The organism is Pseudomonas sp. FW215-R2 (assembly GCF_058789255.1).
In genome coordinates this window covers 1-13,010 of the sequence record NZ_JBYTBO010000012.1, presented here as the reverse complement: position 1 = coordinate 13,010, position 13,010 = coordinate 1, and the positions used below count along the sequence as shown (strand labels likewise).

Here is a 13,010-nt window from a genome sequence, read left to right as displayed (position 1 = left end):
CGCCCACTGTTGCAGAGGTCCTCTCGGGACTGAAACCAATAGCTACAGGGGCGTCGCCAAGCGGTAAGGCAGCAGGTTTTGATCCTGCCATGCGTTGGTTCGAATCCAGCCGCCCCTGCCATTTTTTCCTCGTTTCACCCTCCCCCGCTTCACCTCTGCCTCAACGGCAAATCATTTCCTTGTATTCAACGTAATCGCCGAACGCACCAGCGCTTTCAGTGCCTTTGCATCTATTTTGTCGTCCTCGTGAACATCAATCGCCCGCCGGGTATTGCCCTCCAGACTGGCATTGAACAGTCCCGAGGGATCCTCCAGCACCGCGCCTTTGGCAAACGTCATTTTCACCACGGCCTTGTAGGTTTCCCCGGTGCAAATGATGCCGTTGTGTGACCAGACCGGAACGCCCCGCCACTTCCACTCCTCGACGACCTGCGGGTCGGCCTCGTGAATGATCGCGCGGATCTCGGCCAGTTTCTGGCCGCGCCAGTCGTTCAGTTCCTGGATTCTTGCGTCGATCAGTGCAGAAGGCTGTTCAGCCGCCGAGTCGCTGCTGTCTTTCTTCATCTCCTTACTCTCCCGAAAAACCTTATCCGCTCTCCAGCGTAGCGCCGACTGCGCCAAACGCCGGGCAAAAAAAAGCCCCGCAAAATGCGGGGCAAAGGAATTGGTTGGTTGCGGCCAACCAAAGGAGCATCGTCAAAAGCGTTAACCGTCAGGCGTTACAGGCACTCCTGGGCAGCCCGTTCAAAACTCGACGGTGTGAAACTTGAAGCCAGCAAGTGGCGCTCGTACAAAAACACCTTGCCGCCGTCCTGCGCCTTGTAGGCTTCCAGCACGTTGTCCGCCGACACTTTGCTCGGCACCACGATCCGGTAGCTGCGCTGGGTCTGCGAGACCGTCGGGTTCATTGCACCATGCTGCAACTTCGGCACAACGCATTCGGCGTACTGGGCGGGTGTCTTGTGGGTCTGCAAGGTCAGCGTCGGGTCGTTCGGTGCGGAGGCGCAAGCAGTCAGCAACAAAGTGGCAGACGCCATGGCAGGGATAAAAAAAGCACGCATGGATAAAATCCTGAAAATAAACGGTTCGGTTCTCAAGCAACGTTCAGCGTCACGGGCGCTGCCGTTGCGATTTTTGATTTGGGTGTTCAGCCAGCAGTCACCAGGGCTTTGAGCGAGTCATCGAACTGCTTCAGGGCACTGAATTGCAGATCCCGTTGCTGTTCAATCTGCGCTGCGATCTCGGGCGCTGCCTTGTTGTGGACCCACACCGAAGGCATCTGCTTTTGCACTGCGCCTTCCGCCTTGCCGATGTATTGCAGGTTGGCGTCGTAGAAGCGTGCGGCGAACCGTGCTTCGACCTGGCTGTTGCGTTGCGTCAGCAAACGGTTGTGGGTGTCGAGCATCACCACCACATCCGGATGGGCTTGCACCAATGAATCGAGATTGTCGTAGACGGTCACCGAGAGAAATTGCTGTTGCAGCGAACTCATCAACCAGTCGATGGCCAGTTCCGGATCGGAGCTGTTGACGAAGGCGTCGCGGATCCGCGCATCGAGCGCATCCTTGGCACCATTCACCGCCACGTCGTGATAACGCTCCAGGTATTGCTGGTTCTCCAGCGTGTTTTCGCTGTACAGCACACCCACGGTTTGCGAATGCTGCAGCCCGCTGCTGGCACCGGCGATGGGCAGAAAATGGCACGTACCGGCGTCGCTTGCGTAAGTCGGTGCGGTCACGGCCACCCCGCCCATCAGCAGGGCGACTACAGCCAGTCGGGTCAATGTCTTCATCGCGCAAATTCCTTCAGCAGCGTCTTCGATGGAGGCGATTTTCCGCCTGTCGGCCGCAAAGCAGAACTTGCGTTTCTTGATGGTCACTATTACTTGAACCAATAGTTGCGCAGCGTGCAGACTGCTGCACACTCGATCACAACGAAAACAAATGAGGATTATCCGTGCGAACCTTTGATTTGATCCGCGATGCCGTGCTGCCCGAATTCCGCGACCGGGTGGCCGAATACCTCGTCGAATACGAAACCGTGCTGTGCCAGTCAGCGGACGATTCGGAGTCGGTGCGGGCCGTCGCCAATCAATTGCGCGGCTATCTGCGCGGGCTCAATACCACACGAGTGCTGGGCATGGCGGACTGGGAAGAACTGGACCGACGCGTGCTCGCCACCTGGCTCTAGCGATCGCCCGATGACCCGCTAGACTCTTCAGGCTGCGCCCGCAGCACCGGGCCGCCATGGCCCTGTCGCCAGACCTGGAGGTGTCCAATGAGCAATAACACCGAACCGACGACGTTTACCGGTTGGGCCGCCACATCGGCCGGCGCACCACTGGAGCGCTACAGTTACGATCCCGGTCCGCTCGGGGATGAAGAAGTCGAAGTCGCCGTGGAATATTGCGGCGTCTGTCACTCCGACCAGTCGCTGATCGACAACGACTGGGGCATCAGCCAGTACCCGTTCATTCCCGGTCACGAAGTGGTTGGCCGCATCGTGCGTGCAGGCCCGCAGGTCCGCGGCCTCGAAGTCGGCCAACGGGTCGGCATCGGCTGGTACAAGAGCAGCTGCATGCATTGCTCGTCCTGCATCGGCGGCTCTCATCACCTTTGCGCGACCGCCAAACCCACGATCATCGGCAGCCACGGCGGTTTCGCCGATCGACTGCGTACTCACTGGGCCTGGGCGCTGAAGCTCCCGGACAACATCGACCCTGCCCTCGCCGGCCCGCTGTTCTGCGCAGGCTCCACGGTGTTCAACCCACTGGTGGAATTTGGCATCAAACCCACTGACCGGGTCGGTGTCGTCGGGATCGGCGGTCTCGGTCACCTGGCGCTGCGTTTCCTCAATGCCTGGGGCTGCGACGTCACGGCATTCACCTCGTCACTGAGCAAACAGGACGAAGCCAAGCGCCTCGGCGCCCACAAGGTCGTCGCCTCCACCGACAGCAATGCCTTGAAAGCGATTGCCGGTACTCTGGATTTCCTGCTGATCACCGCCAACGCCAACCTCGACTGGACGGCAATGCTCGCCACCCTGCGCGGCAAAGGCCGGCTGCACTTCGTCGGTATCGTGCCCGACGCAATTCCGGTGCACGTGTTCAACCTGATTCCCCAGCAAAAATCCTTGTCCGCCTCACCGGTGGGCTCGCCTGCCACGGCGGCGACCATGCTGGAGTTCTGCGCGCGGCATCAGATCCTGCCGCAGGTTGAGGAATTTCCGATGAGCCGGGTCAACGAAGCCATCGATCATTTGCGCAGTGGCAAGGCACGGTATCGGATTGTGTTGAACGCCAGCCAGTAAGAGACAGGCAGCAAACTTGCCCTCTCACCTGTTCCAGACCTGCTGACTGGAACAGGTGATCGCTGGCAGGCGTCAGTGATGGCAAGGGATAATGCTAATATGCCACCATTTTAATCCTCAGCAGACTCCGCATGGACGCCACGATTTATCATCTCAAACGTTTATCCCCGATTTTTCTGGTTGTAGCACTGTCCGGTTGCCAGTCGCTCTATGGCATAGACACAACCCCCAAGCCGCCTCCGATTGCATTCGAGATCTTTGATGACGCCCTGAAGGGGCTCCCCACCCCCAACTCGATCGTGCGCGAGGCCGACATCGTCACTTATTTTGTGACATCTCCCGCGAACGGAAAGCTGAATTACATCGCGCGATTTGATGCGGACTGCCATCGACCGGATGCACAAATGGGCTACGCGACCAAATCCGGGCTCGTGGTACTCACGACTGAACGCCGGGGCGCCAGCGATCGTAGACAATTGCCAGACAAGCAAAAGAGCCAATACCTGCACAGCAATCAATTCAAAGACGCATGCGCCCAGACCGCAACACCACAATGGCGAGTGTTTTCGACAGCCGAAGATCAAGTCTGGCAAATGATCGACCAGGCCAACCTGAAAGCAGACGGTAATTCCGTGACGTTCTGGTCAGCCCGGGTGCTACCTGCCGAGATACGGACGCCAGGCTCGTCTTCCTTGTATTCACAGGTCCGGCAACGCTGGACAGCCGACTGCGTCTCGCAGCGACTGACTCCACTCAGCATGTTCCAGCTCAACAGATATGGCCAATTGCTGGGTGGGGAGTTGAAAACCACGATCGAACCGGTTGACCTGAAAAATCTCGACGATGATCAGCGCCGGATCTTTCAACAAGTCTGTACCAGGCCGCTGGCGCTGGATCAGCTCAGACTTTTCACCGGCCGTGAGCTGAAGCCCTTTGTGTTGCCGGAGCCCGAGCTGGCGCCAACCGTCAAGCAGGCCATCGAAGCCTTGAAGATGCCCGAGCCGGAAAAAAGCGTCGTTCGTCTGCGCCAGTCAACGGTCATTACTTCCCAAGGCCAGCCAAGCGAGCCGCCACGCATGGGGCCGATGAATAAATTCCTTCCGGCCAGGGCGGGCAGCCAACTGACCGAACGTTCAGGCTTCGATCTGCATCAGTCGGTCGAATTGAGTTTTCGCGGATTGATCCCCCTCGCCAAATCCACGTTTGCTTATAAAAGACCTCTGGAAACAGAGGAAGAAGGCCTCACCGATCTCAGGTTCACCGGCGACTGGGCGACCATGCCGCTCGGCGCGCATCTGAGTTACACGATTCAAAGGCCTCACAAGTGGTACGAGGAGCCCAAGCCGCTGATCGAAAAACAGTTCAACTGCGACGTCAAGGAACAAAAGGCTGCCAACGAGCTTTATCCGTCCTGGACCGGTACTGCCAAAATCATCGGTTGCACTGGCGCAAACGACATCATCGGTGACGGCACGATCACCTACGCGTATCTGCAGACTTACGGACTGTTTGTACCCCTTCACTTCTCCGGAAAAGGCTGGGAGAAAAAATGGTCCCTCAAGGTCTTTGAGTGATCGGTCCCGGCCTGAGCAGCCATTCGATGTTCAGGCCGGTGCCCAGCGCCGGTGCAGTCCTCGAGCCAGCGCATCAAGGGCAAATCCGAGTACACCGATCAACAGCACCATCGCCATCAATTCCGAGTACGCCAGCCGATCCCGTGTGTCGAGGATGAAGTAGCCCAGCCCTGCGCTGACACCGAGCATTTCGCACGGCACCAGCACGATCCAGAGAATCCCGATCGACAGCCGAACCCCGGTCAACACGTGACCGAGCACGCCGGGCAGGATGACTTTGCGCAAGGTTTCCCAGCGCGTGGCACTGAGGCTGCGGCTCAATTGCAGCCAGCGTGGATCGAGCTGGCGTACCCCGGCGGCGGTGTTCAGCAGGATCGGCCAGATCGCGGCGAAGGTCAGCAGGAAATAGATCGGCTGATCGCCCACGCCCATCAGCATGACCACCACCGGCATCCACGACAGCGGCGAGATCATTCGCAGGAACTGAAAGGCAGGTGTGGTCGCCGATTCGAGATGGCGATAACTGCCGATCATCAGCCCCAGCGGCACGCCAATCAGCAAGGCCAGCAGCAAGCCGACCACGATCCGTTTCAGGCTGACCAGCACATGTTCGTAGAGCTCGGCCCGCCCTAATAACTCAACAAGGCTGGCCAGAGTCGCCTGCGGCGAAAACCGCGCCGCCAGACCATCGCCTCCACCGGCCAGATGTACCCCCAGCCACCACAGCAGTAACAACCCCAGCAATCCTGCCGCGCCCAACAACCCGTGGACGATGGGTGAACTCGACTTGCTCATCAGAGACTGAACTCCTCGCTGCGCTCAAAGCCTTCGGGCAAGCCGAACGCCTTCATCCCGCCGACCGTTGCAATGGCGTTGCGCACGAAGCGGTCGTCCACCAGATCCTTGGCCGTGTGCTGCGGGTCGAGGCTGGCGAGGAAGCCCTTGTCGCCCTCGATCAGCGTGTCCTTGAGGCGTTTGACCAGTTCTTCGGTGTAGCTGGGGAACGGGTACGGCTGGAAGTCGATGCGCTGCTCGTCCCAATGGCTGTGCTGGATCGCGCCGCTGGCCAGGTATTGCTCGCGATCTGCGGCGGCCGGCGCCAGTACGCGGTTCAACACGGTCTGGGCATGGGGTGTGTAGCGGTTGTCGCCGTCCCTGGATAACAGCTTCGCGGCTTCGACGCGGTTGTCGCGGGTCCAGAGTTGCGCCTTGACGATGGCATTGACCACTTTCTGCGACCACTCGGGGCGGTTGTTCAGATCCTGCTCGTGCATGAACACCACGCAGCAGGCGTGATTGCGCCAGACGTCGCCGGTAAAACGCTGCACCCGCCCGACCTTGAGTTCTTCTGCCAACGCATTGAACGGCTCGGCAACGATGTAACCGGCGATGCGTTTGCCGGCCAGTGCCGGCGGCATGTCCGAGGGCGGCAATACCACCAGGTTGACCTCGTTGGCGGCCAGCACGGCGCTTGCCGGTTTGCTCACCGGCAGCAGTCCGTGATCGCGAAACAACTGCTGCACCACCACGTTGTGGATCGAATACCAGAACGGAATCGCCACCGTTTGCCCGGCCAGTTGTTTGACCTCGGTGATCCCCGGGGCCACGGTCAGGCCGGAGCCGCCGACATGGTTCCAGGCCACGACCTTGGCCGGCACCTTACCGCCGTAACGGGCCCAGACGGTCATTGGCGACAGCAGGTGAATCACGTTGACCTGCCCCGACAGGAACGCCTCGATCACCTGCGCCCAACTGCGCAACAGCACCGGGCGCTCGGCCTGGATGCCTTCGGCTTCGAACAGCCCGTTGTTGTGCGCCACCAGCAATGGCGTGGCGTCGGTGATCGGCAGGTAGCCGATGCGCACCGGCGCGTTCGGCTCCGACGCAGCCCGGGCATTGAGGCTGTTGAGCAGCGGCAGTGCGCCACCTGCGGTCAGCAAGGCGCTGAGCTTAAGGAAGTCACGACGTGTGTGAGTGAAGTCGTCCAGGCACATGATCAATCTCCGACGGTTCGGGCAAAGGTTGGGTAAGTGGATTGCGGCTCGCCCGCCGAAGGGTTTTGAGGATATCGATACGCAGCGCACCCAGTTCGTCCACCAGCTCGGCGCGGGGCTGAGGCAGGTCGACGCGCCATTCGCCGAGGATCCGCGCCGGGCTGTTACCCAGTAGCAGAATCCGCTCGGAAAGCAGCAGGGCTTCGTCAATGTCGTGAGTGATCAGCAGCGCTGCAGTGTTGTGCTCGGCGATCAGTTGCAGCAACAGCTGTTGCATGTCGGCGCGGGTGATTTCATCCAGCGCACCGAACGGTTCGTCGAGCAACAGAACTTGCGGCTGCCGTGCCAGGCACCGGGCCAGTGCGGTGCGCTGGGCCATGCCGCCGGACAACTGCGCCGGGTGAAACTGCCGGGCATGTTCCAGGCCGACAGCGGCGATGGCGTGGTCGACCCGCGCCTTGCGTTGCTCGGCACTCAGGTGCGGTTGACGGGCGAAGTCGAGGCCGAACGCCACGTTCTTTTCCAGCGTCAGCCAGGGCAACAGGCTCGGATCCTGAAACGCCACCGCCACCCGTGGATGAGGACCGCTCAGCGGTTCACCGAGCAGGCTGACGCTGCCGCGCTGCGCCGGTTGCAACCCCGCCAGCACCCGCAACAGACTGGATTTGCCGACGCCGCTGGGGCCGAGGATCGACACCACTTCACCCGGCTGCAACTGCAAGTCAAACGCCTCCAGCACCATGTGCCAGCCTTCGGCGCGCGGATAGCCGAGACTGATATCGCGGGCATGCAGCAACGGCTGAGTCATACCGCCGCTTCCCGCTTCTGCCGTTGCAGTTCGGCGCGCAATTGCACCAGGCTCGGCGTGACGATCGGCACGAACGCCGACTCGCGCCAGCGCCGGGCGAACCCGCTGCCATGTTCGGTCAGATAGGCTTTGCCGCCACTGGCCTGCAACTCCAGTTGCACCGCGCTGGCCGCCGATTCGGCAAGGGCGATGCGCAGCTGGAACAACGCAGCGGGCCTTGCCAGGAAGCGGCCATCGAGCAGGCCCTGTTTGAGTTGCTCCACCGTTTGTTGCAACTGTTCGCGCTGTTCGTGCAGCGGCTCCAGCAGGATCGAGCGACCGTCCTGTAAATGGCTTTGCACTTCGCTCAAGGCGCGCCGCGCCAGACCGATGGCCAGACCACATTGCAAGCCGAGAAACGCCGGACGCACCGCCGGCAAAAACGCCCGCGCATCGTCATGCAGCAACCACTCGCGACCGACCTGCACCTGGGCAAAATCGATGGCCGCCGTGTTGCTCGACTGCAAGCCCATCAGTTGCAGATCCGCCGAACGCGACACACCAGTGGCCTCGCCGGGAATCGCCAGCACAAACGGTGAGCCGCCCTCTTCGTGCTCAATCGCAGCGGCGACGACGAAGCCGCTTTTGCGCAGATTGGTCACCCAATGCAACCGGCCACCGAGGCTCCAGCCGCTGCCCTCGGTGCGGGCGCGCACTTGCAGGGCTTCGATACCCGAGAGGAATTTCATCGCATTCGACAGCCCAGTCGCGCCGGCGAGCTCGCCGCTGATCAACGAGGGCAACAGCCGCTCGCGCAGTGCCACGTTCGGGCTCTGCAGCAGGTATTCGATAAACGCCCGCTGGCCCCAGAACACGAAAGCCGCTGCCAGCGAATGACTGGCCACTTCGGCCAACACTTCCACGGCGTCGCTGATGTCGCCGCCGCTGCCGCCCAATGACGGGCTGATACCGACCCGCAGGACATCGGCCGCCGCCAGTTGCGTCAGCACTTGCTGCGGATCGCTGTCGCCCAGGTCCAGGGCCTGGGCGTGGTTGTCCAGCCATTGACTCAATGCCGGATCGAGCATGTCGTTTCTCTCCTTGTACGCAGCGTCAACCATAGACCACGCTGCCTGAATCGATCCGCCGGTCACGCGCGGTACGGCGCCAGCTCCGGGTTGAGCGGCGTATCGGCGAACACGTTGGCGAAGTTGCACAGGGTCGCCAGGCTCACGCCGAGAATCACTTCCAGCGCGTTGCCTTCGGTGTAACCGGCGGCCTTGAACTGGTTGTAGGTCTGCTCACTGACGTTGCCACGGGTGGCGATCACTTCACGGGTGAACGCCGCCAGCGTCTCAAGCTTTTGCTCGGGAACGGTCGCCCGCTCACGCAATGCGCTGACCACTTCCTGCGGCAGTTTTGCCTTGTTCAGCGCGACGGCGGTATGACCTGCGACACAGAAATCGCATCCATGGTTAGTCGCTGCGATCAACTGCACCACTTCGCGCTCGGCCAGACTCAACTCGGCTTTGCCATTGAGCGCCGATACCGTAACGTAGGTTTCCAGCGCGGCCGGCGCGTTGGCCAGAACGGCCAGCAGGTTCGGAATGAAACCGGAATTCTTCTGTGCATTCTCAAGAAACGGCCGGGCCGCTTCGGGCGCGCTTTGCAAGGTGTGTAGTGTGACGCGTGACATGGGCTGGACTCCTGTAGTCGGGGTGTCTGGCCAGTCTGTTGGTTATAAGAATTCCGATCCATATTCTAAAGTAGCGATTACTTGCTCCTGAGTGTTTCCATTAGATGATTTCGTCCAGCCCACTGGTTGATTGGTTATTAGAGAGCCTCGAACTCGACGCCAGCCTGTTCCATGTCGGCCGCTATTGCGGCGGCTGGCACGCCAGCACGCATGGCCTGGCGCGGGCCAGTTTTCACCTCATCGTTCAGGGCCATTGCTGGCTGCACATCGAGGGCGAGGCTCAGGCCTTACGCCTGAATGCCGGCGATGCGGTGTTCCTGCTGCGCGACCTCAACTATCGGCTGTCCAGCGCCGAGGATTCAGGCACTGCGCAAACCTTGCCGCGCCAGGCCATGACGGCTCTGGACAGTCAGGCAGAGGATGGCGTCGGACTGGTCTGCGGGTTCTTCCACTTCAAGTCAGGGTTGTCGTCGCTGATCATCGAAGGCTTGCCGCACTGGATCGTCCTGCGAGCGGGGGATCCTTCCTCGAGTGCGGCGCGGGCCTTGTTCGAGTTGATCCTGGAAGAATGCGAACGCCAGCCGACGCCCTCTTCGGCGCTGCTGGAGCGGCTGAGTCACCTGCTGTTTCTGTATGTACTGCGCCAACAGATGGCCGACAACCCGTCACTCGGCGGTCTGGTAGCGCTGGCGCGCAATCCGCAATTCGCGCCGCTGCTGGACCGACTGATCGAGCAACCCCAACTGCCGTGGTCACTGGAAAGCATGGCGGCCTGCATCGGACTCTCGCGCTCGGCGTTCTTCAAGCGCTTCAACGAACTCGCAGGGCAGTCGCCAGGGCAGGTACTGCTGGCGCTGCGCATCCGCCATGCCTGCCAGTTGCTGAAGAACAATCACACGGTCGAGCAGGTTTGCGCTGCCGTGGGCTATCAGTCGATTGCCGCGTTCACACGGGCGTTTGCCAAGTCGGTGGGGGTGCAACCGGGGGCTTATCGCAAGCAGCATGAGGGGCGCTGAATTAATAACCTAAAAGAATTAATAAATACAAAATCAGTATTTATCGTTATAAAAATATCGGCGTACTCTCAGCTCATCCCGTCATTGATCACAGTGAAGTGCGCCATGAATCCAACCGACAACCTGATCGACTTCGCCGCCTACCGCAAACGCCGCCAAGCTCAGCAACGGGCCCGGGCCATGTGGGAAATGTATGCGCGCAACGCCGGCTACCAGGCTTTTCAGTGGGTGCAGGCCGCTCGTTCCGACGAGCCGCGTCAAGCGTGAACGCACGTGAACCCTCGCGCTTTCTGGCGAGCGCCGACGAACCCGTGCTGGATCTGAACAACCTCGAATCACTGGAAGAAGACCCGATCTGCGAGCGCGTCGCGCAGAACCTGCAACGCCTGCGTGGCAAGCGGCATCTGTCGCTGGATGCCCTCGCCCGCCAGTGCGGCGTGAGCCGGGCGATGCTGGCGCAGATCGAGTCCGGCCGCAGCGTGCCGTCGATCAAGGTGCTGTGCAAAATTGCCAAGGGTTTGAAAGTGTCGGTGGCGGCGTTTCTGGAGCACCGTGCGTTCGAAGGTGTGGCCGTGTTGTCGGCCAGTCAGAGCAAACGGCTGGTGAGTGCCAGCGGCGCATTTGTCAGTCGGGCGCTGTTTCCGTTCGATGTGGCGCGCCAATCGGAATTCTACGAATTACGCCTGAGCCCCCTGGGTGAGGATCACTCCGAGGGCCACGGCCCCGGTGTGCAGGAAAATCTGGTGGTGTCCCAGGGCGTGCTGGAGATCAGCGTCAACGACGAGCGTTATCTGCTGTCGACCGGCGACTCGATCCTGTTCTACGCCGACCAGCCCCACCGCTATCGCAATCCGGCTGACAGTGAGGCGGTGGCCTATCTGGTTGTCACCTACCCCGAACGTCTGGACTGACAAACGCCTTCACCGAATTCCAGAAATGCAAAAGCCCCTGCAGCATCAAGCTGCGGGGGCTTTTTCATGCGCTGTCAGAAATCAGCAGGTGCAGCACATCATCGGCATGCCGTTGCAGCTCATCATCATCGGCATGCTGCAGTCGTTCATCATCTTCATCATCAGGGCGCAGCAGTTTTTCATCATGTCCATGTTCATGCCCGGCATCGGCATGATTTTGCACATCATGCAGTCGGCCATCATGGTGCATTCCATCACGCACTTCATCGATGGCATCGGCATGCCCATCATCGGCATCGGCATCATCATGTTCATCATCGGCATGGCCATGGCCGCCTGGGACATGCACATCATGCTCATGTTGCCGCAATGCATCATCATCGGCATGCCGCAGTCCATCATCATCTGCATCATTTCGCAGCTGTTCTTGAACATCGCCATGTCCATGCCGGCGGCCGGCATCATCTTGCACATCATGCCGTCGTCCATCATTTCACAGGACATGGTCGCCATCATCATCGGCATGCCTGTCATCGGCATCATCGGCATGTTGGCGTTCATCGGCATTTGCATCTGCATGGCGTTCATCATGGTGAAGCTCCCTGAGGATTAAGAACTGGATGAGAAGTTGATGGGGCTGATTCTAAGGATTGGATAAACCGGAACAAGCTGCCCATCGAGCAGCAAAAAGTGCTGTTGAAACGCTTCAAGTGCAGCATTCCGTGCGCCTTGATCCGTTGCAGCAGCAGAGTAGACGCAATGACAGATCTATCAAATGCAAAAACAGGTTTTTCAACGTCCTGGATATGCGATCCAAAACCAAGCAAATAACTTAAAGAAATAATCGTTCTAACCAGCGGGAATTTTTTTCACGCCATCTGCTTATTCCATTAGTTAACGACCGATCCACTTTTTAATCTTTTATTGCTATTACCACCTCCTCCTATAATTCGAGACAGTTCTTAACAATAAGGAAGTTCCATGCCGCAACGTTTCCTGATGGCAGCACTGTTCTTGGCGGTCGCCGGTTGTGCCAGCCCTCCTCCTGTTTCCGTACATACCAAAGACCCCGCCAGCTCAACTCTGCAAGGCGATGCCACGCGCCCGGCGCAGGCGCAGTGGGTGCGCACCGAGTTGTACTTCTCGGTGGGGCCGATTGAAGGCAAGGAAGGTGTGGTGAGCCCGGCGCGCTGGCGCGAGTTTCTCGATCAGGAAGTGACGACGCGTTTTCCGGACGGTTTCAGCGTGTTCGATGCCTATGGGCAGTGGAAGGACCATGACGCAAAAGTGCCTGAGCGGCTGGCGACCAAGGTGATTGTGATCCTGCACGAAAGCGGGCCGAAACGTGAAAGTGACATTGAGGCGATTCGTTTGGCTTATAAGCGGATTACGGGGGATTTGTCGGTGCTTCGTTTGTCGCAGCCGGCGGCGGTGTCTTTTTGATTGCCTGCCCTCAGCGGATCGCTTGCCCTCACCCTAGCCCTCTCCCGGAGGGAGAGGGAACCGACCGCGGGATGCTTCAGAACTACGCCGACGTGAACGTTTTCACCTGAATCCATAATCGACTCGGTATGTCAGGTCGATGGATAACGTCAGACACCTCGGTCGGCTCCCTCTCCCCCTGGGAGAGGGCTGGGGTGAGGGCTTGGCGTAAGATGACTCACCGCAGCCAAGAGCACAGCCCCAACCATCAACACCCCAATCCCCAGAAACGCCCCCAACC

Annotated in this window: 16 protein-coding genes and 1 tRNA gene; 8 read left to right on the top strand and 9 right to left on the bottom strand. The window is 59.9% G+C overall.

The annotated features are described in order from the left end of the window. Positions 1 to 46 precede the first annotated feature (46 nt). Positions 47 to 121 (top strand) — tRNA-Gln (locus AC3WRD_RS17480). 50 nt (positions 122 to 171) lie between these two features. Here AC3WRD_RS17480 and AC3WRD_RS17475 read toward each other — a convergent pair. The 3 genes from AC3WRD_RS17475 to AC3WRD_RS17465 form a co-directional block, all read right to left on the bottom strand. Further along, entirely contained in the window at positions 172 to 564 is a 393-nt protein-coding gene (locus AC3WRD_RS17475; RefSeq protein WP_102621675.1) for a DUF1801 domain-containing protein, read from the bottom strand. A gap of 155 nt (positions 565 to 719) precedes the next feature. Beyond that, positions 720 to 1,061 carry a hypothetical protein gene (locus AC3WRD_RS17470; RefSeq protein ID WP_096821644.1) on the bottom strand — a complete coding sequence of 114 codons (342 nt, stop codon included), beginning with the start codon at positions 1,059 to 1,061 and terminating at the stop codon, positions 720 to 722. Positions 1,062 to 1,147: 86 nt separating this feature from the next. Then, positions 1,148 to 1,792 (bottom strand): ATPase, encoded by a 645-nt coding sequence (locus AC3WRD_RS17465; RefSeq protein ID WP_102621676.1) that lies wholly within the window; start codon positions 1,790 to 1,792, stop codon positions 1,148 to 1,150. 164 nt (positions 1,793 to 1,956) lie between these two features. On the opposite strand from AC3WRD_RS17465, the gene AC3WRD_RS17460 reads away from it, so the two are divergent. The 3 genes from AC3WRD_RS17460 (at position 1,957) to AC3WRD_RS17450 (ending at position 4,883) form a co-directional block, all read left to right on the top strand. Then, complete coding sequence (locus AC3WRD_RS17460; RefSeq protein ID WP_102621677.1) at positions 1,957 to 2,190, top strand: hypothetical protein; 234 nt, start codon at positions 1,957 to 1,959, stop codon at positions 2,188 to 2,190. Positions 2,191 to 2,277: 87 nt separating this feature from the next. Next, positions 2,278 to 3,309 (top strand): NADPH-dependent aldehyde reductase Ahr, encoded by a 1,032-nt coding sequence (ahr, locus tag AC3WRD_RS17455; RefSeq protein ID WP_102621678.1) that lies wholly within the window; start codon positions 2,278 to 2,280, stop codon positions 3,307 to 3,309. A 131-nt stretch (positions 3,310 to 3,440) separates the two neighbouring features. Then, entirely contained in the window at positions 3,441 to 4,883 is a 1,443-nt protein-coding gene (locus tag AC3WRD_RS17450) for a YdgH/BhsA/McbA family protein (RefSeq protein WP_102621679.1), read from the top strand. 30 nt (positions 4,884 to 4,913) lie between these two features. Here AC3WRD_RS17450 and AC3WRD_RS17445 read toward each other — a convergent pair whose 3' ends face one another. From AC3WRD_RS17445 to AC3WRD_RS17425, 5 genes are all read right to left on the bottom strand, one after another. Beyond that, positions 4,914 to 5,678 carry an ABC transporter permease gene (locus AC3WRD_RS17445; protein ID WP_102621680.1) on the bottom strand — a complete coding sequence of 255 codons (765 nt, stop codon included), beginning with the start codon at positions 5,676 to 5,678 and terminating at the stop codon, positions 4,914 to 4,916. Beyond that, entirely contained in the window at positions 5,678 to 6,877 is a 1,200-nt protein-coding gene (locus AC3WRD_RS17440) for an ABC transporter substrate-binding protein (RefSeq protein WP_102621681.1), read from the bottom strand. The genes AC3WRD_RS17445 and AC3WRD_RS17440 overlap by 1 nt, the downstream gene beginning before the upstream one ends. Then, positions 6,843 to 7,685, bottom strand: a complete 843-nt coding sequence (locus AC3WRD_RS17435; protein ID WP_102621682.1) for an ABC transporter ATP-binding protein — start codon at positions 7,683 to 7,685, stop codon at positions 6,843 to 6,845. The genes AC3WRD_RS17440 and AC3WRD_RS17435 overlap by 35 nt, the downstream gene beginning before the upstream one ends. Continuing rightward, positions 7,682 to 8,752, bottom strand: coding sequence for an acyl-CoA dehydrogenase family protein (locus AC3WRD_RS17430; RefSeq protein ID WP_102621683.1), 1,071 nt, complete (start codon positions 8,750 to 8,752; stop codon positions 7,682 to 7,684). Before AC3WRD_RS17430 ends, AC3WRD_RS17435 begins: the two co-directional genes overlap by 4 nt. Before the next feature lie 62 nt (positions 8,753 to 8,814). Beyond that, on the bottom strand, positions 8,815 to 9,360 hold the full coding sequence (locus tag AC3WRD_RS17425) for a carboxymuconolactone decarboxylase family protein (RefSeq protein WP_096821635.1): 546 nt from the start codon (positions 9,358 to 9,360) through the stop codon (positions 8,815 to 8,817). A gap of 104 nt (positions 9,361 to 9,464) precedes the next feature. Between AC3WRD_RS17425 and AC3WRD_RS17420 the strand changes: the two genes are divergently transcribed. The 3 genes from AC3WRD_RS17420 to AC3WRD_RS17410 all read left to right on the top strand — a co-directional run bounded on the left by AC3WRD_RS17420 (position 9,465) and on the right by AC3WRD_RS17410 (position 11,287). Continuing rightward, positions 9,465 to 10,376: an AraC family transcriptional regulator gene (locus AC3WRD_RS17420; protein ID WP_102621684.1), complete on the top strand. Its 912-nt coding sequence runs from the start codon at positions 9,465 to 9,467 to the stop codon at positions 10,374 to 10,376. Positions 10,377 to 10,481: 105 nt separating this feature from the next. Beyond that, a complete protein-coding gene (locus tag AC3WRD_RS17415) occupies positions 10,482 to 10,643 on the top strand; it encodes a hypothetical protein (RefSeq protein ID WP_170929559.1) in 162 nt (53 codons plus the stop codon). A gap of 53 nt (positions 10,644 to 10,696) precedes the next feature. After that, on the top strand, positions 10,697 to 11,287 hold the full coding sequence (locus AC3WRD_RS17410; protein WP_173861382.1) for a helix-turn-helix domain-containing protein: 591 nt from the start codon (positions 10,697 to 10,699) through the stop codon (positions 11,285 to 11,287). Between the two features lie 81 nt (positions 11,288 to 11,368). Here AC3WRD_RS17410 and AC3WRD_RS17405 read toward each other — a convergent pair whose 3' ends face one another. Continuing rightward, positions 11,369 to 11,878, bottom strand: a complete 510-nt coding sequence (locus tag AC3WRD_RS17405; protein ID WP_244142466.1) for a hypothetical protein — start codon at positions 11,876 to 11,878, stop codon at positions 11,369 to 11,371. 390 nt (positions 11,879 to 12,268) lie between these two features. Here AC3WRD_RS17405 and AC3WRD_RS17400 point away from each other — a divergent pair, with 390 nt between their 5' ends. Further along, positions 12,269 to 12,730, top strand: coding sequence for a DUF3574 domain-containing protein (locus AC3WRD_RS17400; protein ID WP_102622811.1), 462 nt, complete (start codon positions 12,269 to 12,271; stop codon positions 12,728 to 12,730). Positions 12,731 to 13,010: the final 280 nt, after the last annotated feature.

What these genes read in the sequence shown, in the direction of transcription:
- AC3WRD_RS17465 (WP_102621676.1), bottom strand. Translation starts at nt 1,792, where the DNA reads ATGAAGACATTGACCCGACTGGCTGTAGTCGCCCTGCTGATGGGCGGG.
- AC3WRD_RS17450 (WP_102621679.1), top strand. Translation starts at nt 3,441, where the DNA reads ATGGACGCCACGATTTATCATCTCAAACGTTTATCCCCGATTTTTCTG.
- AC3WRD_RS17475 (WP_102621675.1), bottom strand. Translation starts at nt 564, where the DNA reads ATGAAGAAAGACAGCAGCGACTCGGCGGCTGAACAGCCTTCTGCACTG.
- AC3WRD_RS17415 (WP_170929559.1), top strand. Translation starts at nt 10,482, where the DNA reads ATGAATCCAACCGACAACCTGATCGACTTCGCCGCCTACCGCAAACGC.
- AC3WRD_RS17440 (WP_102621681.1), bottom strand. Translation starts at nt 6,877, where the DNA reads ATGTGCCTGGACGACTTCACTCACACACGTCGTGACTTCCTTAAGCTC.
- AC3WRD_RS17430 (WP_102621683.1), bottom strand. Translation starts at nt 8,752, where the DNA reads ATGCTCGATCCGGCATTGAGTCAATGGCTGGACAACCACGCCCAGGCC.
- AC3WRD_RS17470 (WP_096821644.1), bottom strand. Translation starts at nt 1,061, where the DNA reads ATGCGTGCTTTTTTTATCCCTGCCATGGCGTCTGCCACTTTGTTGCTG.
- AC3WRD_RS17425 (WP_096821635.1), bottom strand. Translation starts at nt 9,360, where the DNA reads ATGTCACGCGTCACACTACACACCTTGCAAAGCGCGCCCGAAGCGGCC.
- AC3WRD_RS17435 (WP_102621682.1), bottom strand. Translation starts at nt 7,685, where the DNA reads ATGACTCAGCCGTTGCTGCATGCCCGCGATATCAGTCTCGGCTATCCG.
- ahr (WP_102621678.1), top strand. Translation starts at nt 2,278, where the DNA reads ATGAGCAATAACACCGAACCGACGACGTTTACCGGTTGGGCCGCCACA.
- AC3WRD_RS17400 (WP_102622811.1), top strand. Translation starts at nt 12,269, where the DNA reads ATGCCGCAACGTTTCCTGATGGCAGCACTGTTCTTGGCGGTCGCCGGT.
- AC3WRD_RS17420 (WP_102621684.1), top strand. Translation starts at nt 9,465, where the DNA reads ATGATTTCGTCCAGCCCACTGGTTGATTGGTTATTAGAGAGCCTCGAA.
- AC3WRD_RS17405 (WP_244142466.1), bottom strand. Translation starts at nt 11,878, where the DNA reads ATGATGAACGCCATGCAGATGCAAATGCCGATGAACGCCAACATGCCG.
- AC3WRD_RS17445 (WP_102621680.1), bottom strand. Translation starts at nt 5,678, where the DNA reads ATGAGCAAGTCGAGTTCACCCATCGTCCACGGGTTGTTGGGCGCGGCA.